The organism is Cryobacterium ruanii (assembly GCF_004404055.1).
In the GTDB taxonomy this organism is placed as follows: Bacteria; Actinomycetota; Actinomycetes; order Actinomycetales; family Microbacteriaceae; genus Cryobacterium; species Cryobacterium ruanii.
The window spans coordinates 286,332-305,008 of the sequence record NZ_SOHK01000015.1 but is presented as its reverse complement, the minus strand read 5'-3'; the positions used below and the strand labels follow the sequence as shown (position 1 = coordinate 305,008).

Here is an 18,677-nt window from a genome sequence, read left to right as displayed (position 1 = left end):
CTTTACGTTACTGCGCGGTGTTCACCCAGCCGGTTGTGTCGGGGTGTTCATTCTCGGGCTTCTGGCAGACGGCGATGACCACATCCGCAGCCCGCGCAACGGCCGTGCGTGAGGTTACCTCCGAGTTGGTTGCGGCGAGACCGGCGGCATAGCCGACCATGAACGTCGTGATCGGGGCGGCCGTCGGACTCACCGCGTGAGCGGCTTCACCGGCGACGGTGAGAATGAGGTCGTTGTCTACCTCGAGGTCCACGATCTGCAGTGCTTGGCTGAGGCGGCGGATCCACTGCTTGAGAATTTCTTCGTCTTCGGCGTTGTGGGTCACAGCAACTCCTTCAGTTTCGAGTACGTCGGATGCTTGGCTGGTCCGAGGCTACCCCAAGCTTGGAATTTCCGTGCAAGGAGATTGGGTCGAACCGGGGGCTACCAGCCCATGGTGCCCGGCGCACCCTTGAACGGCCCGACGATGTTCGCGGTTATCCAGCCGCCGTAAAAGTCGCCGTCTTGTGCGCGCACCGTTTCACCATCGACCGTGCACCGGTCCATCGCCCCCGGATAGACAGCGACGCGGTCGGCTAACGATTCGTAACCCGAAGTCGGTGTGGGATAGAACCAGGCGGACCGGGCGCGGGAGCCGACCGAGAGGTATCCGGCAGCGCCCTTGTATTCGCAGTAACTGTGGCCCGCAGCTGGTTGAAGCACCCCTGGCGTGAAGGAGCTCCGCGGCAGGTAGTACACCGGTGGGTGGCTGGTCTCGAGCACTCGCACGACATCTTTCGTGTCGGCGATGGTCACGCCGTCGAGTTCGATTGTTATGTGTTCCCCGGTATGTTCGACGCGGGGCGGGCGCGGATAGTCCCAGACGGATTCCTGGCCGGGGCGGATGGGGTCGCGTTGCAATCGCTCATTCATGACCCGATGCTAGGTTGGCAACCTGCGAGGACGCGTCATGCGTGCGCCGAGGTCATCACGCTTCGCTCACGACTGGGGCATTCGTTTTGGGTATGCGCGCCTAGCACCCTCGTACATGCCGGGCTAACCTAACTGAAGCGGGCGCGCGAGGTCTGAGGCGGTAGATGAGACCGGTGACGAATCGCTTCATTCTTACCGTATGGACAGCATCGCTCGCTGCAGCGTCACCGATGTGTGCGGGGCGAGAGCGTAACGCGGTCATTGTTCACACGGAATATCTTTCTGGGGTGAGTGGTTTCTTCTCCACGTGCACGCAGTAAGGAGTAAGGAGTAAGGCAGGTTGACCATGACAGCCCCGACCTCCCCGACCAGCCTCCACTGCGGGCCGGAAACATTCGAAGGACGGTCAGTGTAAAGCTGAATCTATTCACATATAGTCACACGCACATTTCTAACCAGGAGATATACCAATGACTGCAGTTCCCGCCATCACTCTCAACAACGGTACGACTATTCCGCAGCTCGGTTTCGGAACCTACCAGGTCACCCCGGAGACGACGAAGGCGGCGACCCTCGCCGCTCTTGAAGCCGGCTATCGGCACATTGACACGGCAGAGATGTACGGTAACGAGAAAGAGGTCGGCGAAGCTATCGCAGAGTCTGCGTTGGACCGGTCTGAGATTTACGTCACGAGCAAGCTCAACAACGGGTTCCATGACCGTGCCGACGCTCTTGACGCTTTCGACCGCACCCTGGACGCCCTCGGCTTCGATTACCTCGACCTGTTCCTTATCCACTGGCCGCTCCCGGCTGTTGGAGACTTCGTCGAGACGTGGAAGGCCATGGAAGAAATGCAGCGATCCGGCCGCGTTCGCACCATTGGCGTGAGCAACTTTCAGCGAGAGCACCTGCAGCGTTTGTTCGACGAGACCGACACCGTGCCGGCCGTCAACCAGATCGAGGTCCATCCGTACCTCACGCAAGATTCGTTGCGTGCGTTCAATTCCGCGCACGGCATTGCAACCGAGGCCTGGTCGCCGCTCGCGCAGGGAGCAGTTCTTTCCGACCCGGTGATCCTGGCAATCGCCGGCCGCGTCGGTAAGACCGCCGCTCAGGTCACTCTGCGCTGGCACGTGCAGCGGGGTGACATCGTCTTCCCGAAGTCGGTTACCCGCAGCCGAGTCGACGAAAACTTCGCCCTCTTCGACTTCGTTCTCACCGAAGCGGATATTGCGGCGATCACTGCCCTGAACCGCGACGAGCGCACGGGCCCGAACCCCGAAGAGTTCAACTACATCCCTTAGCCTCCGGTCAGCGACGGCTAAGGGCTGGCGCTGAAAAAATTGGCTACAGTGTGCGCATGATCTCTGATGCGGTGGTTCTGACGGTTGCTGGCCCGCATGGCCCGCGCGATGTGCGCCTGTCTAGCCCGAGCCGGGTGCTCTGGCCCGATCCCGGAATCACCAAACTCGACCTCGCCCACTTCCTCATGGAGGTGGGCGAGGCGTTCGTGCGGGCCAACGGTGACCGTCCACTGTCGCTGCAACGCTTCAGCAACGGCATCGACGGTGAGCAGTTCTTCTCGAAGAACCCGCCAAAGGGCGCGCCCGACTATATACGGGCCGTTCCCGTGGTCTACCCGAGTGGGCGCACGCATCCGCAGCTCGTGATCGATGAACCGGCCGCCGCGGTGTGGGCCGTGCAGATGAACACGATCGTGTTCCACCCGTGGCCGTCCAGGGCCGAACTCTCGGATAACCCCGACGAACTGCGCATCGATCTCGATCCGCAGCCGGGCACGGACTTCGCCGACACCATTCCCGTCGCCTTCGAACTGAAGAGCCTGCTGGCCGAGGCCGGGTTGACCGCGTTTGTGAAGACATCGGGAAATCGTGGCCTGCACGTGTTCGCACCGATCAAGCCGACCCGCGAATTTCTCGACGTGCGGCACGCGGTCATTGCCGCGGCGCGCGAGCTGGAACGACGGATGCCCGCCCAGGTGACCTCAAATTGGTGGAAGGAAGAGCGCGGCGCGCGCATCTTCATCGACTACAACCAAGCCAACCGTGACCGCACCATGGCCGGCGCCTACAGCCCACGGCCGTTGGCGAACGCGCCGGTGTCGTGCCCGTTGGAATGGAGCGACCTCGCCCAGGCCGACCCGCATGCGTTCACGATTCTCACCGTGCCGACCCGTCTGCGGGAGCAGGGCGACCCGTGGGCCGCCATGCACGACCAGCCCGGCTCGATCGACACTCTCTATTCGTGGTGGGAACGCGATCTGGCCGACGGCCTCGGCGAGCTACCGTTTCCGCCGGACTTTCCCAAGATGCCGGGGGAGCCGCCGCGGGTACAGCCGAGCCGCGCTCGTAAGGTCGAGTAGCCCGAAGCGACTAGTTCACGATCCGCTCGGCGGGCAGTGGCGCGTCGGGTGGAGTACCGGTACCGAACGGGCGGCCGCCGAGCTCGGCGCGAGAGTGCGGTGCCAGCCAGGCGGCAGTATCAGGTCCCTTCGGCACGATGCCACTGGGATTGATGTCCACATGGGTCACGTAGTAATGCTTCTTGATCTGGTCGAAATCGATCGTGTCACCGAAACCAGGCGTCTGGAACAGGTCGCGGGCGTAAGCCCACAGCACCGGCATCTCGCTGAGCTTGTTTCGATTGCACTTGAAATGCCCGTGATAGACCGCGTCAAAGCGGGCGAGGGTGGTGAACAAGCGGATGTCTGCCTCGGTGATCGTGTCGCCCACGAGATATCGCTGCCCGGCCAGACGCTCTTCGAGCCAGTCCAGCCGGGCGAACAGGGCGTCGTAGGCCCGCTCGTAGGATTTTTGGCTGCCGGCGAAGCCGCACTTGTAGACGCCGTTGTTCACGTCGTGGAAGATCAGGTTCGCCACCTCGTCGATCTCGGCGCGCAGGCCTTCGGGATAGAGGTCGGGGGCGCCGGCTCGGTGGTGCGCCGTCCACTCGGTCGAGAAATCCAGGGTGATCTGCGGGTAATTGTTGGTGACGACCTTGCCGGTCGGCACATCGACGATCGCCGGCACGGTGATGCCGCGCGGATAGTCGGGAAAACGGGCGAAGAAGGCCTGCTGCAGGCGTTCGATGCCGAGCACCGGGTCGAGCCCGTCCCGGTCCAGGTCGAAAGTCCAGCTGTTCTTGTCGTGGGTTGGGCCGGGCAGGCCGAGCGAGATGGCACCCTCTAGGCCCAGAAGACGACGCACGATCGTGGTGCGGTTCGCCCACGGGCAGGCGCGGGCGGCGACCAGCCGGTAGCGGCCCGGTTCCACGGGCCAGCCATCGCGGCCATCCCGGGTGATGCGGTCCTCGATGTAGTTGGTGTCGCGGTTGAAGTCCAGGCCGGGCTTGATGTAACTGGGTTGGAGGCTCATGCGTCCACGCTACGCGACTTGCACCGAACCGGCACGGTAGACCTAAGCCTCGCCACCCAGCTCGCTGCCCAGTTCGGCCGTGAGCTCGGCATCGGTGCGGGCATCGATGATGCCCCACATCATGTGCGTCGGGCCGCTGCTGTCGCTCGGCTCGACGCGCGGCCGGCTGGCCCAGCCGCGTGCGACGGCGGCGGCACCGAGTTGCTCGAGAGAAGCGCTGATGCGGGTCTTGCGAATCTTGCCAGCCAGCACGCTGCCGTCTGGCGCCTGCCGCCAGCCGCGTTTATGGCCGATCACCCGACCGATTTCTTCGTCGGTCAGCCAGCGCGAAAAGCTGCGGGTGGGTGGGTCGATGGCAATCAGCTTCATGCCCACACTGTACCCGCAGCCCCGTGTCCCGCCGGCTGCATATGGTGCCAGCGACACGTGCTGACGACTGGTCCGGGTAATAATCACAGGAGCATCCCCGACCAACAAGACGGAGAACCAATCATGAGCAGTCGTCTCAACCCGTACCTCGGCTTTCGCGACACCGCCCGCGAAGCAATGGACTTTTACCAGAGCGTCTTTGGTGGCGAGGTCACCCGCAGCACGTTCGGTGAGTACCAGGCAAGCGAAGATCCGGCCGAGCAGAACAAGATCATGCACTCGGAGCTGACGACAGCGAGCGGATTCTCGCTGATGGCTTCCGACACGCCCAACAGCATGGAACTCCCTACGAGCAGCAGCGTCACAGTCTCCCTCAGCGGTGAGGATGAGGCCGAACTGACCGGCTACTGGGACAAGCTGGTCGCGGGCGGCGCCGTCACGATGCCGCTTAACAAAGCGCCCTGGGGCGACAGCTTCGGCATGCTGGTCGACAAATTCGGCACGAATTGGATGGTCAACATCGCCGGCGCTGCTCCCGAGTCCGCGGCTGCCTCCGATTCCGGTGAGGCAGCATTTTGAGACGACGTCACCCGGTGACTTGTCGGTACACCGTCTGCGAAAAGTTTCTGCGCGCGACGGTGTGTGCACCTATGCTGAGCCCGTGATGAAGGCATCGGCGACACACATTGCTCGCAACGCGAGCAACAGTTCGGCACTGCAACGGCTGGCACGATTAGGGTTCGCCGTCAACGGGCTGCTGCACATCCTCATCGGGTCGATCGCGATCGCCGTGGCGATCGGTGCGAGCAGCGGCTCTGCCGATCAGAGCGGAGCGCTCGCCCAGCTGGGCTCGAGCCCAGGCGGGGTGTTTCTACTCTGGATCGTCGTGGTCGGCATGTTCGCACTGGGACTGTGGCTGCTCGTCTCCGCATTCGTGATCCAGGGCGAGCCCGAGCGCAAATGGTCGCGTCGTCTGGCCAACATTGCTAAAGCCATCGTCTACTTCGCTATCGGCGCCACGGCATTGATCTTCGCTCGGGGCGGTTCGTCCAGTTCGGCCGACAGCACCCAGAACGCCAGTTCGTCGCTGCTGTCTTCGCCCGGCGGCGTCATCGTGCTGTTTCTGGGTGGTGTGGCCGTGCTCGGTATCGCCGCCTACTTCATCTACAAGGGGGCAGCTCAGAAGTTCCGGTCAGACCTCGCCGTGCCGAGCGGATCGGCTGGACGCACGGTCATCGCCCTCGGTGTCGTCGGTTACGTGGCCAAGGGCATCGCGCTCGCCGTGGTCGGGGTCCTCGTCGGTGTCGCCGCGCTCACCAACGATGCCAGCAAATCCACCGGGCTTGACGGGGCGCTCAAGGCGCTCGCCGCCCTGCCGTTCGGAACCATCGCCCTGATCCTGATCGGCATCGGCCTGATCGCTTACGGCCTGTACTGCTTCGTTCGCGCCCGCCGCGCCCGGTTGTAATCCGCGGGACGCATGACGGGTATCCCAGGCGATCATCCCTTCGAGCACGACGAGCGAGATCGAAGGTGAGGCGAGGGCAGTGGTCGGCGCCGAACAGCATCAGCTCAATCGGTGGGTGGCCAGACCGATCATGATCAGCGTCAGGGTCGTCGACCGTTCCGCCTGCAGCAGGTCGACGACAAAATTTTCGGTAGCGGGTGCGCGACACCGTTCCAGACCGGATATCGCGCATCTGCGATTGATGCGTTTCGCAAGTGGTGTCGCTGAGGCCTTCGGATGCCGATCACTCGACATGGAGCAATGGTAGGTCGTGCTCGCGTCATTCGGAGGATATATCGCCCGGTGCTTTATCGGGCCGCCAGCCCCGCCAGGACGGCTGGCGCAGCCGACCGGTCGCGGTCCACTCGGCGAACTCGACCTCGGCGACGAGGGTGGGGCGCGTCCAGACCGCGCCGTGAGCATCTGTTGACGGGATGTCGCTGAACGGAGTGGTCTTGCGCACGAGCCGGGTAAGCCGTGAGCGGATGTCGGCCAGGTCGCGTTCCCCGAACCCGGTGCCGACCCGGCCGACGTAGCGCAAGCCCCCTTCGGTTGGAACACCGAGCAGCAGCGACCCGATTGCGCCGGACCGGTTGCCGTGGCCTGGTCGCCAGCCGCCCACCACGACTTCCTGGGTGCGAAAATGCTTGATCTTCATCCAGTCCCTGGAACGGCGACCGACCGTGTAGCGGCCATTCTGCCGTTTGGCCATGACACCTTCCAGTCCAAGCTGGCGGCTGGTCTGGAAAGCCTCGTTGAAGTCGCCGTGAAAACGTGGCGGTACCTGGGTGGAGCCCGTAGCGGTCACCGCGGCCTCCAGGCAATCGCGGCGGGCGTTGTAGGTGAAACTGGTAAGTGGGCGGCCGTTCAGTTCGAGCACGTCGAAGAGCATGAACTGCACCGGAGCCTTCCTGGCAGCCGAGACGCGCGAACGGGCCTCGGTCAAATTCATCCGCGTCTGCAGCAGGCCGAAGTCGGGGCGACCGCGTTTGTCGACGGCCACGATCTCGCCGTCCAGCACTGCGCCGTCCAGCACGGCGCCTTCGAGCACTGCGCCGTCCAGCACGGCGCCTTCGAGCACTGCGCCGTCCAGCACTGCGCCTTCGAGCACTGCGCCGTCCGGCACGGCGCCTTCGAGCACTGTGACGTCCAGTGCCACGCCTTCCGTTTCTGGTGGCCCTGTTCCCGGTGCCAGTGCGGAGAGCAGGTCGGCCACGAGGTCGGGGTAGGACGCAGTCACGTCGTGCCCGTTGCGGGTGACCAGGCGAACGCTCTGCTCGGACAGCGAGAGGTAAGCGAGCGCGCGCATGCCGTCCCATTTCATTTCGAACGCCCACTCATCGGCTCCGAGATCGGCTTCGGAGCCGGCCGCGGCGAGCATGGGGGAGTACGCGTTCTTCGATGGTGGAGGCGCGATCCTGGCTGCGGGGCCGCTGGAGGGGCGGGCATTCGTGCGTGAGCCACCGGATGCCCCGCCGCCGGGCTTCATGCGGTGAATCAGCCAATTGTTCGCGGCCGTGCTGCTGTGGCTGTGGCTGTCGCTCGTGCGAATCAGGGCGAACCGGGCGGTGCCGCCGAGCCCGGCGTCTGCTTCACCGTGCAGGGTCACGATCACCTCGTCGTCACGCCACTTTTCGAGTTCGTACACCCCGCGGTCCCAGATGGACACGTCTCCCGCGCCATATTCTCCGACTGGAATATTTCCCTCGAAACTGCCGTACTCGAGGGGATGATCCTCCACGTGCACCGCGAGTCGGTTCTGCGCGGGCGTGACGGGCACGCCGCGGGGCAGCGCCCACGACACGAGCACCCCGTCGTGTTCGAGCCGGAAATCCCAGTGCAGGCCGCGGGCGTGATGCTCCTGAATGACGAACGACATACCAGCGGATGCCGTGGCCGTCGCGGCCAGCACCGGCTCGGGCGTCTTGTTGGCGTCCCGTTTGCTGCGGTACACCGTCAGCCGATCCGGCGAGACGAGCGCCGGGGCTGAGCTTCCGTTCGCCACGCCCGCGTCGCGCCCAGCGTGCTCGAATGAATCCGCTGTGAGCAGCGCGAGCGGATCCTCCCGCCGCTTCAGGCGGGCGAGCACCTGCTTGTAGTCGAGTTGCTCAAGGTCGGCCGACGCCAGCTCCTTCCAGGTGCGGGGGGTCGCGACCATCGGATGGCTGCGCCCGCGTAGGGAATACGGCGCGATCGTGGTCTTTGCGGCGTTGTTCTGGCTCCAGTCGACGAACACCTTGCCGGGACGCACGCTCTTCTTCATGTCGCTCACCACGAGGTCGCGGTGGTCGGTTTCGAGCGCCCGCGCCAGTTCGTGCGCCACGGCCGACACCTGATCGGAGGTATAGGACAGGTCGAGGGCAGCATACAAGTGGATGCCTCTGCTCCCGCTGGTCACCGGCATCGGTTGCAGCCTCATGTCCTGCAGAATCAACCGGGCCAGCCGCGCCACCTCGGCGCACTCGAGCAATCCCACGCCCTCACCCGGGTCGAGGTCGAGCACCAGCCGATCGGGATTGCGCGGGGTGCCGGTGCGGCCGAACTGCCACTGCGGCACATGGATTTCGAGGGCGCTCATCTGCCCGAGCCAAGTGAGGGTGGCGAGGTCGTTCACCATCGGATAGGTGTTCACGTGGTCCTTGTGTGCGATCTCGTGCCGCTTGACCCAGCTCGGCGTCGACGGTTCGAGATTTTTCTGAAAAAACATCGGCCCGGGGTTCTCTTTCGTACCGATGCCGTGCACCCATCGTTTGCGGGTGGCGGGGCGGTTCATTGCGTGTGGAATCAGTACCTCGGCGATTGCCGCGTAGTAGGCCAGCACATCGGCCTTGGTGGTGCCGGTCTCCGGGTACAGCACCTTGTCGAGGTGGGTGAGCGTGATGCGGTGTCCTTCGATGGAGACGACCTGGCTGCTGGCGTTCATGCGACAACTGTGCCGCAAAAACCATGGGTCTACTAGGCGAAAAATGTCTCATTCGGGTGTGTACTGATCGTATGAGAAGCATCTGGACCGGTGCGATCACCTTCGGACTCGTCAATGTTCCCGTCAAGGTGTACAGCGCCACCGAAGACCATGACGTCGCACTGCACCAGGTGCACGATGTCGATGGGGGCCGCATCCGCTATCAACGTCGTTGTGAAATCTGTGCCAAGGTCGTTCCCTACGACCACATCGACAAGGCCTTCGAAGACGGCGAGCAGACCGTTGTGCTCACCGCGGACGACTTCGCCGCGCTGCCGGCCGAGCACAGCAAGGAGATCGATGTGGTCGAGTTCGTGCCCAGCGACCAGATCGATCCGATCATGCTCGACAAGAGTTACTTTCTTGAACCCGACGGTAAATCTACCAAGGCCTACGTGTTGCTGCGGCGCACCCTCGAAGCCACCGATCGCACCGCGATCGTGCACTTCGCGCTGCGGCAGAAGACCCGGCTTGGCGCGCTGCGTGTGCACGGAGACGTGCTCATGCTGCAGTCCCTGCTCTGGGACGACGAGGTGCGCGAGGCCAAATTCGCTTCCCTCGACGAGCGGGTGAACATCAGCGCCAAAGAACTAGACATGTCCGCGGCGTTGGTCGAGTCGTTCGCGGCCGATTTCGCACCGGATGCCTTCAACGACGATTATCAAGACGAACTGCGCGCCCTCATCGAAGCCAAGCTGAAAAGCGGCGCTGCCGTGTCGACCGAGGCGACGTTCGGCGAGGCGGCGGAGGAGGGTGAGGGCGGCGAGGTGCTCGACCTCATGGAAGCCCTGCGACGCAGCGTTGAGGCCAACCGTGACCGAACCAAACCCAAGACGAAGCAGTCGCGAACGGCCTCCTGACCTGTCCAGCCCGTCGGGTGGCAAGTGCGGGGAGGTACGCCCGTGTTCATGCGCTGCCAACTTCTCAACCCCGTGCCACGAGGACACCTTGGATCACGAGCACAATCGTCGTCAGCAGCACCGCCAGAACGATCAGCACAGCCAGAACGATCAGCACACTCAGGCCGGCTGCTCCGATGGCCGATATGCGACGGACGACCGGCAAAGCGGATGCTTTACTCTCCACTCAAGATTTCTCGCACCGAAGTATGACTTCGTTGCGCTAGAACGGGTGGGGGTGGCGGTCGGTGGTGTTCCAGTCGGAGGTCCAGGGGTCGTTCAGGGGTGGCGGTGGTTCGGCTGAGGGTGGTGGCTCAGCTGGTGGGCTGATTTGTGGTGGTCGTGGGCTGATGCGGGTGGCGGGGTCGGTGGCGTAGTGTTTGCCGGCGGGACTGGTCCAGTTGAGGGTGCCATCGGGGTCGGCGATGACGGTCCAGGCGCTGTAGTGCTTGAGGTTGTGGTGGACCGGGCAGAGGAAGTGAAGGTTGTTGGCGGTGGTGGGCCCGCCGAATTGTTTGTCGCGGGTGTGGTCGAGGTCGCTGTGGCCGGCGGAGCGGTTGCAGCCGGGGAAGCGGCAGGTTCCATCACGTAGGCGCAGGTATTTTTTCAGCGCGGCCGGCACCCGGAAGGGGGTGCTGCTGACGCCCAGGACGATGCCGGTGTGAGGGTGGGTGAGGATGCGCAGGAAACTTGTCGCGGTGCCGGCGAGGCGGCGGGCGGTCTCGGGGTCGATGGGTCCGTAGCCTTCGAGTTCGCCGGGTTCCTCGCTCTTTCCCATGAGAGTGAGTACCGGAACGGTCACGTTGACGTTGGCGGCAGCCGTGAAATAAGCACCGGGGCCGGCCCCGAGGCCGCTGTTGGTGACGCCTTGGGCGAGGAGATCGGTGGTGACGTCGGCGCGGAGTTGGCTGAGGGTGCGGGGTTCGTCGGGGCCTTGCAGGCTGAGGGCGGCGTCGGTAACGCGGGTGTAGATGCCCTGGAGGTCGTCGCTCGCGGCGCGCAGCCAGAGCGTGGACATGCCGTCCTTGTCGGGGTAGAGCGTGACCCGGCGGTCGGCCAGGCATTTCGCGCGACGCACGGTGATGCTGTCGGGGTGGAAGCGTTCACGCAGTTTGCGGGCCTTGCCGTCGAACTGGGCCGGAGTGAGCCGTTTGGCGTGCGGCAGCAACACCGCCTCCAGCTCGGCCCGCGCGGGCTGCGGCACAGAGTCGAGCTGGTCGAGTACCCGCCGTGCATGCCGCAGGGAGATCTCCCCGGAACGGAGCGACTCAAGGGTCTGGGGTCGTGACTCGACCAGCACCCGGCTCTCGTGGAGGAGGCCCGAGGCGGTGCCGGCCGGGATGCGCAGCGCGCACGCCATCTCCGCCACCAGCCCTTGCTGGGCGGCGAAGGTGGCGTCCCAGTCGTGTTCATGTTGTGGCCCGGCCAGGGGCCGACCGGTTTCGGCGGTGTTGGTGGTGTAGTCCCATGCCTCGGTGAGGACCTCGGCCTTGCTCGCCTGGGCCCAGGCGATGACCTTCTCGAAGTAGAGAACGCGGTCAACGAACTGCGCCTGCCGCCGTTGAAACGGACTCAGGCCAGCGAGTGGGTCCAGCGCGGGCGGATCGCCGCGCGCCGGGCTGCCGTGCGCCAGGCTAGCGCTGGCCAAATCAGCGGTAGCAGCGTCGGACGGGTCAGCGTCGGACGAATCAGCATCGGACCGGTCAGCGTGGAGTCCGCGAGCGATGTACTCGGCGTAGAGGAATTCCTCGCAGAGGTCCTCATCGAACAGGTGCTCGGGCGGCACCGCCGCGAACACCTCGGTCAGGTCGAGGCCCGCCGGGATCGTCGGACCGTCAACGAACTGCGGGACGCTCGCGAACTCCGCGACGGAGTCCGCGGCGGCTTTCGCGGCGGCGGCGTCGTCTGCCTGCCAGTCGGACCAGCACTGCAGCAGGAACGCATCCACCAACGCACGGTCCTCGTCCGAGAACGACCAATACGCGGTTTCGCTCACGGGCAGCACGTCTGAAAGATGATCGGCAACGCCCTGCTGATGGGGGGTGTCGCCGCTTTGGCTCATAGTACAAGTGTACCAAACTCAACCGCTCAAGTCGAGGGATTCTCAGATGTATCGAGCCTTCTGTGCGAAGATGCATTCGCACTGGACGTCGCGATTTCGAGACCGGCCCTTGTTGATCGATGGCGGTCCTGCCGAGCCGCGCATTGAAATCGACAGTGTTGCGTCCCGTGGGTGCGTGGCGCGAGCATTCACTACGCGCGCGACTGAACCGTGTGGCACCGGTGATCGAGGGCCGCGTTGCGCTGGCGCGCCTGATGTACCAGATCTGGCTCGTTGTCGACGGTGACCAAAACTGGCACCAGGCCGAGCTCGGCGAGCACCAGACCGGCGGGACCGGAGAGCAGGCTGACTCTCACGCTCACCCTGCTTCCCGCGTGCCGATCACGCCTGACTCGTCAGCCTGAACGCTGTCAGCGGGTCTCGTTGACGAGAGCAGCGTCATCCACTTCGACGTAGTCCATTCCGGGAGGATTCCGGCGAAAGCCGCGCGTGAGTGCGCCGAGTATGATGACGCCGACCGCGAGCCAGGTCAGGCCGAGCACGATGGCGTTCGCATCGAGGCGGGTGAGCAGATAGAGCGTGATCAAGCCGCCGATCAGTGGAGCGACGAAATAGAACACGGGATTGAGATGGTTGCCCTCGCGGCGTTGGCGCACGAAGTAGAAGATAACGGCCACATTGACCATCGTGAACGCCACGAAGGCGCCGAAGTTGATGAATGAGGTCGACGTGGCGACGTCGAGGAAGATCGCAATGAAACCGACCACGCCGATGAGGACGAGGTTAAATACCGGCGAGCGAAAACGCTTGCTGACCGCGCCGAAGACGCGGCGCGGCAGCACGCCGTCGCGGCCCATGGCGAACAGCAGGCGTGAAGCTGCGGCCTGGGCGGCGAGGCCGGAGGCGAATTGAGCTATGACGAGGCCGGCTAGGAAAAGCGCGCCGAACACGTTGCCGCCGATTTGCATGGCGATGTCGAACGCGGCCGAGGACGAGTCGGTGAAGACTCCGCCCGGGCGCACCAGCTGGGTCGTGTAGGAAACCAGCACGAAGATGGCGCCGCCGATGATCGCGACCAGCAGGATGGCCCGCGGCACGGTCTTGCGCGGGTTGATGGTCTCCTCGGTGAAGGTCGTGACGGCGTCAAAACCGAGGAAGGAGTAGGCGGCGATCGCCGCACCGGCGGTGATGCCTGCGAAGGTGGAGGTGGGGTTCGCGAACGGCGACGCGTCGATCAGACCGCCGGCGCCCTGGCTGGCGACGATCGAAGCTATCGACAGCGCCACGAAAGCACCGATGACGAGCACCTGAAAGGCCATGAGCAGAAAATTGGCTTTGTCGGCCACCTTGATGCCGAGAATATTAAGCAGGGTCGTGATTACGACGAAGCCGATGATCCAGACCCAGGCCGGTACTCCGGGAAATTGGGCTTCGAGGTAGGCGGCACCGATGAGCCAGATCACCATGGGCAGAAAGAGGTAGTCGAGAAGCACCGCCCAGCCGACCAGAAAACCCACCTTCGAGTCGACGGTGCGTCGCACATACGTGTAAGCGGAGCCGGCCACCGGGTAGGCGGCCGCCATTCGACCGTAGCTGGATGCGGTGAACAGCATCGCCACGAGAGCGACGAGGTAAGCCGAGCCGCTCGCACCCCCGGTCGTTTCGGCGACGACGCCGAAGATTCCGAGCACGATCAGTGGCGTCATGTAGGCCAGGCCGAATAAAACGAGGGAGCGCAGGCCGAGGGTGCGCGCGAGGGCGGGGGTGCCGGTCATGTCAGGAATCCGTTTCCAGGGAAGTAGCGAGAGTGGGGGCGGGTTGAGGAGTCCAGCGATGTGGATCGATGCGTCCGGCGTAGAGCGGCAGGTCGAGGGCGGCGTCGGTCGGCAGAAACTGCTCCCACATGCGATTGGTTCCGGCCGTGCCCAGCTCGCGCACCCGAATGACCTGGTCGAGATCGAGAGTGTAGGCGAGCGCAACCGCGGCGGCGCCGGCGGATTCAGCCAAGATGGCCCCTTCCGGGTCGACGATGAGGCTGCGGCCCTCGCCGAGCGGTCCGGCGCAGTTCACGCTCACGGTGAAGGTCTGATTGACGATGGAATTGGCCTGGGCGAGCACGACTTCCTGGGCGCGGTCCGGGGTCGTGGTCTTGACGATGTTGAGCACGACTTCGGCGCCCATCCAGGCGAGGTGCCGCGTCACCTCGGGAAACCAGGCGTCGTAGCAGATCGACAACCCGAACCGGCCGATGCCCGGGGCGTCGAACACAACGAAACGATCGCCGGGTTCGTAGGGCTCGAAGGGTCGCCAGGGGAAAATCTTGCGATAGCTCGCCACGAGCTCGCCCGTCGGGGAGAACACCACGGCAGTATTGAAGAGCTTGCCGTCGGGTCCGCGCTCGCAGATGCTTCCCGGCAGCAACCAGACGCCCGCCGCGCGGGCGATCGCCCCGAGTCCCGTGACCAGCTCACCATCCAGCGGCACGGCGGATGCCCGCAGCCGGTCATTCCGCTCTTCCAGACTCAGGGGTGGTTCGGTTTCACTGCCGAAGAGGTGCAGCTCGGGAAACACCACGAACTGTGTGTTCGGGTCGGCTCTGACTACGGCGTGTACCTCGGCGGCGAAATCGGCCAGCGGAGCTCCGAGGGCGTGTGGCGCTGCCTGGACGGCAATAATGCGCACTGAGCGTGGCATGGTGACTCCTTCGATCTGGACAACCGTGTCTGCAACACATAAATTAGATCATAATGAACGCTTTCGTCCAGTCCGTGGCTGTATTGCGGGCCGGGCAGCTACTGTAGGCGCGTGATGGTTGATGCAAGGGACATCAGGGAAGCGGTGACCGCCCTCGCCAACCCTGCGGTGTCGGGTATTACCCGGCTGAGTGCCACGGACACCGTGCGCGCCCGCATCGCCCTCGCCATCGAACTCGGGCTTATGGTCGTGGGGGAGCAGCTGCCGTCCGATCATGATGTGGCCGCCGCTCTCGGGGTCAGCGAGATCACGGCTCGCCGGGCGCTGAAGGGCCTCGCCGATGAGGGTGTGCTGTTCCGCAAGCGCGGACGAAACGGGGGAACCTTTGTGGCCGAGCCGGGGGCATCCGCTTCGGTCGCGTCGATCACCGCCTATCTGGCCGATGCCGCAACCGTGCACCGGCTCATCGATGAGCGGGTGCTGCTCGAATGCGCGCTCGTACATCATGCGGCGTTGAACATCACGGCCGTGCAGCTCGACCGGCTCGACGCGTGCGTGGCCCAGGCGGCGGCCGCGCGGGGGTGGAGTGACTACCATGCGGCCGATGCGCAATTTCACCTCAATGTGGCCGCATCGAGCGGACTGGACTGGGCGTTACCGCAGTATGCGGCCGCACTGCACGCGCTGTATCGGTATTTTCTGCCCTACCCGGTGGACTACCTGCACGGCGTCAACCGTGAGCATGCCCGCCTGGTGGCGACCCTGCGCGAGCACGACCCGGTGGCGGCCGTGGCTGTTATCAAGCAGCACGTGTCGGTGCTGCACGACTCCATGTTCGTCGGCCTGACCGCCGGCGACCCGCGCTCCTGAACGATTCTGGTCGGGTCAGCCGTGCGCTTCAGTGGTGTCGCTGCGCGAGCAGGTACGTGCTCACATTGATGTGCAGAAAACGCGCGAGCTGAATCAGCACGTTGCTGCATTGCAGCAGCCCGCGTGAGGGGAGACGACGATGCCGCGCCCCGGTATCGATCGATGCCCTTGTACTCGGCCATGTCTGCCGGAAGGTCGGCTAATACCTGGCCCAATTGTTGCTGCCAGGCGGGAATAGTCGCAATTTCGGTGAGCGAGACGAGTTAGCTGCGCACCAGGAAGAGCACGGCACCGGTGCGCGGCAGCCGGATGAGGTGCTGCACCTCGACCCGCGGGTGCAGCCGACCCGGCAAATGCCGAGTCCAGCAGTACCAGGCGCCGGTCGGTACCCCACTCGGGGTAACTGTCGGTGGAGGTATCCAGGCGGTGCCCGCACTGCTCGTCGCGGTGCCGCCGTTGAGGTCAGGGCGGAGCGCCGCGGCGGGGGTATCCTGAGCGGCATGATCGAAGGGACCAGGGCCCAGGGCGAGACCGCTACCGTGCGCGGCGTCATCGACTTCGCGCCCGACCAGCGGCCGCAGGCTTCGTTCACGGTCACAGTGTTGGTCGAAGACGTGTCGAAAGCGGATGCCCCGAGCGCCATCGTCGGCACGTCCTGTTTCGAGATTCCCGCGTCTGCACGCGTCGCTTCATTGCGGGGTGGGCAGCCCGACAACGGTGTGCCCTTCGAGGTGGCGGTGCCGACCGGAATGCTCGCCGCGCCGCGTCGCTTGAACGTGCGCGTGCACGTGCGACCGGGCCTAAGCGTGGGTGACCCCAATGTCGAGAAAGTGCGCCACGAGCCCGATTCGCGCGAGCTGGGGGCGCACCCCGAGGCCCGGGAGCTTTCCCGGGCCACAAGTGTGCTCGACCCGACCGGGCGGCCCGACATCACCAAGGGGGACTTCGTCTCTACTCAGTCGCACCCGGTGCTGCCGGACCCGGGTTTGCTAGGTGCGGTGTCAGTCCGTATCCCGGTTCAGCGCGTCTGAACCGGCACGCACCTCCGCCTCATCAAACGAGGTGATCACGCCGCCGAGGCTCTCGTAGCTGGTGAGCGACGGACCCCACGCTGCCCCGTTGAACCACTTGTGGAACAGCGCACTGTTGGTACCCGTCAGGAACACATCGAGCCGGCCCGACGACCACGAGACCACGCGCGGCTGCGAGGTCACGATGCCGCCCATGTTCTCGTAACCGAGAACCGACGGACCCCAGGCGTTGCCGTCAAACCACTTGTGGTACAGCGCACTGTCGGTGCCGATCACAAACAGGTCGAGCCGGTTCGGCCCCCACGACACGGCCTCCGGTTCGCCAACGACGATACCGCCGAGCCGTTCGAAATCGTTCACCGACGGGCCCCAGGCCGAGCCGTTCCACCACTTGTGGTACAGCGCGCCATCCGTGCCCGTGACGAAGACATCGAGCCGGTTCGGCCCCCAGGAGACCACGTGAGGCGACGAGGTGCAGACCCCGCCGAGCCGTTCGTAACCGGTGTGGGACGGGCCCCAGGCTGAACCGTTCCACCACTTGTGATAGAGCGCCCGGTCGGTGCCGATCACGAAGACGTCGAGCCGGTTCGCACCCCAGGAGACGACTTCGGGCTGGCCGACGACGATGCCCCCCATGTTCTCGTAGCCGGTGACTGAGGGGCCCCACGTGCCGTTGAACCACTTGTGATAGAGCCCGTGGTCACTGCCGACGACGAAGACGTCGAGGCGGTTCGGGCCCCACGTCACCAAGCGCGGGTCACCGAGAATGACACCGCCCAAGTACTCGTAGCCGGTCACCGACGGCCCCCAGGCGCTGCCGTTCCACCACTTGTGGTAGAGCGCGCTGTCGGTTCCGGTGACGAACAGGTCGAGCCGGTTCGGGCCCCACGCCACGGCCTGCGGCGTACTCTCGGCGATGCCGCCCATGTTCTCGTACCCGGTGAGCGACGGACCCCAGGCTCCGCTGAACCACTTGTGGAACACCGCGCGGTTGGATCCGAGAACAAAAGCGTCGAGGCGGTTCGGGCCCCACGATACGACCGGGCTCGAACTTTTGCGGGCCGTCTGCGGGTACATGAAGTTGACCGCGGCGATGTCACCGGCCGACAGGGCGGTGCGCTGGCCGATCTGGGCGCCAGCCTGCACCGGAGTGATCGTTTCCTGCCCGTTCTTGGAAAACGCGGTGCGTGGATAGTGCATGATCGAGCCGTAGTCGTAGCCACCGACATCATCGCCGTCGACGATGTGCTGGTCGAACTGGCTCTCCATGCCGGGTTCGATATTGGCCACGTTGATGGTCACGAAGGTATTGCGGTCTTCGCGGCTTTGTTCGTGCCAGAGGCCCACCGCATGGCCGATCTCATGGATGGCGTTGCCGGTGCTGCAGCCGGTACCCAGACTGATGGTCTGCTTGCCGTTCCCCTGCATCCCCAGCATCGACCAGCATCCGCCCGCATCATTGAACTCGATGAAATTGGGAAACTGCGATGCATTGGCGGCCGTGCGTTCGGTGAAGCGGATGGGCGTGCGCGCCTCCCAGTGAGTGATCGCATCCTGCACGCGCTGTTGGTTCGGCAGGGCGGCGTTGATTCGAAATGGAACCTGGGCATTGGGCCAGCGAAAGCGAGCGCCGGTGATGATGACGCCCCGCGCTCGGGCGTCGTCTTGATCCAACGCATCTTTGGTCTGCTCCATCTCGGCGACAGTGCCCAGCACGATGTCACCCTCGAAGACAGCCAGATTATTGACCTTGTAATAGACCACTTCCGTCGGCCCGAAGGTGACGCCGGAGATTATGCCAGAGGCCGACTCGCCCGCCTGAAATTCACCCTCGCTGGTGAACTTCTGGTCCCCGCCAGAGTCCGAATTGTTTTCTGCCATGGAACTGCTCCTTATGTACTTTTTTTCCACTCGCCGGGCCGGAATGGGTGCTGAGGGATTGGAACTGCGCCCGCTGGCGGTGACGCTACGCCGCC

Annotated in this window: 18 protein-coding genes; 7 read left to right on the top strand and 11 right to left on the bottom strand. The window is 64.5% G+C overall.

Annotated elements, in window-relative coordinates; all coding sequences use genetic code 11:
* Nucleotides 1–7: 7 nt before the first annotated feature.
* Together E3T47_RS11020 and E3T47_RS11015 are read right to left on the bottom strand one after the other, a co-directional pair.
* Nucleotides 8–325 (bottom strand): DUF6457 domain-containing protein, encoded by a 318-nt coding sequence (locus E3T47_RS11020; protein ID WP_134556101.1) that lies wholly within the window; start codon nt 323–325, stop codon nt 8–10.
* Nucleotides 326–423: 98 nt separating this feature from the next.
* Nucleotides 424–912: a DUF427 domain-containing protein gene (locus tag E3T47_RS11015; protein ID WP_134556100.1), complete on the bottom strand. Its 489-nt coding sequence runs from the start codon at nt 910–912 to the stop codon at nt 424–426.
* Nucleotides 913–1,382: 470 nt separating this feature from the next.
* Here E3T47_RS11015 and E3T47_RS11010 point away from each other — a divergent pair, with 470 nt between their 5' ends.
* Together E3T47_RS11010 and ligD (E3T47_RS11005) are read left to right on the top strand one after the other, a co-directional pair.
* Nucleotides 1,383–2,216, top strand: a complete 834-nt coding sequence (locus E3T47_RS11010) for an aldo/keto reductase (RefSeq protein WP_134556099.1) — start codon at nt 1,383–1,385, stop codon at nt 2,214–2,216.
* 56 nt (nt 2,217–2,272) lie between these two features.
* Nucleotides 2,273–3,295 carry a non-homologous end-joining DNA ligase gene (gene ligD, locus E3T47_RS11005; protein WP_134556098.1) on the top strand — a complete coding sequence of 341 codons (1,023 nt, stop codon included), beginning with the start codon at nt 2,273–2,275 and terminating at the stop codon, nt 3,293–3,295.
* A 10-nt stretch (nt 3,296–3,305) separates the two neighbouring features.
* On the opposite strand, the gene E3T47_RS11000 is transcribed toward ligD (E3T47_RS11005), so the two are convergent.
* Both E3T47_RS11000 and E3T47_RS10995 read right to left on the bottom strand, forming a co-directional pair.
* On the bottom strand, nt 3,306–4,307 hold the full coding sequence (locus E3T47_RS11000) for a glutathione S-transferase family protein (RefSeq protein ID WP_134556097.1): 1,002 nt from the start codon (nt 4,305–4,307) through the stop codon (nt 3,306–3,308).
* A gap of 42 nt (nt 4,308–4,349) precedes the next feature.
* Nucleotides 4,350–4,676 (bottom strand): hypothetical protein, encoded by a 327-nt coding sequence (locus tag E3T47_RS10995; RefSeq protein ID WP_134556096.1) that lies wholly within the window; start codon nt 4,674–4,676, stop codon nt 4,350–4,352.
* A gap of 123 nt (nt 4,677–4,799) precedes the next feature.
* Here E3T47_RS10995 and E3T47_RS10990 point away from each other — a divergent pair, with 123 nt between their 5' ends.
* Nucleotides 4,800–5,255 (top strand): VOC family protein, encoded by a 456-nt coding sequence (locus tag E3T47_RS10990; RefSeq protein ID WP_134556095.1) that lies wholly within the window; start codon nt 4,800–4,802, stop codon nt 5,253–5,255.
* 85 nt (nt 5,256–5,340) lie between these two features.
* Nucleotides 5,341–6,144, top strand: a complete 804-nt coding sequence (locus E3T47_RS10985; RefSeq protein WP_134556219.1) for a DUF1206 domain-containing protein — start codon at nt 5,341–5,343, stop codon at nt 6,142–6,144.
* Nucleotides 6,145–6,463: 319 nt separating this feature from the next.
* Here the strand turns inward: E3T47_RS10985 and ligD (E3T47_RS10980) are convergent, their stop codons facing one another.
* The gene (gene ligD, locus E3T47_RS10980) at nt 6,464–9,106 is read right to left on the bottom strand and encodes a non-homologous end-joining DNA ligase (protein ID WP_134556094.1); all 2,643 of its coding nucleotides are present in this window, start codon (nt 9,104–9,106) and stop codon (nt 6,464–6,466) included.
* 71 nt (nt 9,107–9,177) lie between these two features.
* Here ligD (E3T47_RS10980) and ku point away from each other — a divergent pair, with 71 nt between their 5' ends.
* The gene (gene ku, locus E3T47_RS10975; RefSeq protein WP_134556093.1) at nt 9,178–10,005 is read left to right on the top strand and encodes a non-homologous end joining protein Ku; all 828 of its coding nucleotides are present in this window, start codon (nt 9,178–9,180) and stop codon (nt 10,003–10,005) included.
* Nucleotides 10,006–10,069: 64 nt separating this feature from the next.
* Here ku and E3T47_RS15920 read toward each other — a convergent pair whose 3' ends face one another.
* From E3T47_RS15920 to E3T47_RS10960, 5 genes are all read right to left on the bottom strand, one after another.
* On the bottom strand, nt 10,070–10,231 hold the full coding sequence (locus E3T47_RS15920) for a hypothetical protein (protein ID WP_166805697.1): 162 nt from the start codon (nt 10,229–10,231) through the stop codon (nt 10,070–10,072).
* 36 nt (nt 10,232–10,267) lie between these two features.
* Complete coding sequence (locus E3T47_RS10970) at nt 10,268–12,106, bottom strand: HNH endonuclease signature motif containing protein (protein WP_134556092.1); 1,839 nt, start codon at nt 12,104–12,106, stop codon at nt 10,268–10,270.
* A gap of 191 nt (nt 12,107–12,297) precedes the next feature.
* Nucleotides 12,298–12,468, bottom strand: coding sequence for a hypothetical protein (locus tag E3T47_RS15915; RefSeq protein ID WP_166805696.1), 171 nt, complete (start codon nt 12,466–12,468; stop codon nt 12,298–12,300).
* 48 nt (nt 12,469–12,516) lie between these two features.
* Nucleotides 12,517–13,881, bottom strand: a complete 1,365-nt coding sequence (locus E3T47_RS10965) for an APC family permease (protein ID WP_134556091.1) — start codon at nt 13,879–13,881, stop codon at nt 12,517–12,519.
* A gap of 1 nt (nt 13,882) precedes the next feature.
* Nucleotides 13,883–14,800 carry a carbon-nitrogen hydrolase family protein gene (locus E3T47_RS10960; RefSeq protein WP_134556090.1) on the bottom strand — a complete coding sequence of 306 codons (918 nt, stop codon included), beginning with the start codon at nt 14,798–14,800 and terminating at the stop codon, nt 13,883–13,885.
* 114 nt (nt 14,801–14,914) lie between these two features.
* Between E3T47_RS10960 and E3T47_RS10955 the strand changes: the two genes are divergently transcribed.
* Entirely contained in the window at nt 14,915–15,670 is a 756-nt protein-coding gene (locus E3T47_RS10955) for a FadR/GntR family transcriptional regulator (protein WP_134556218.1), read from the top strand.
* A 500-nt stretch (nt 15,671–16,170) separates the two neighbouring features.
* Entirely contained in the window at nt 16,171–16,701 is a 531-nt protein-coding gene (locus E3T47_RS10945; protein WP_134556089.1) for a hypothetical protein, read from the top strand.
* Here the strand turns inward: E3T47_RS10945 and legP are convergent.
* A complete protein-coding gene (gene legP / locus E3T47_RS10940) occupies nt 16,672–18,582 on the bottom strand; it encodes a Dot/Icm T4SS effector Zinc-dependent metalloprotease LegP (RefSeq protein WP_134556088.1) in 1,911 nt (636 codons plus the stop codon). The two genes, E3T47_RS10945 and legP, sit on opposite strands and share 30 nt — an antisense overlap.
* Nucleotides 18,583–18,677: the final 95 nt, after the last annotated feature.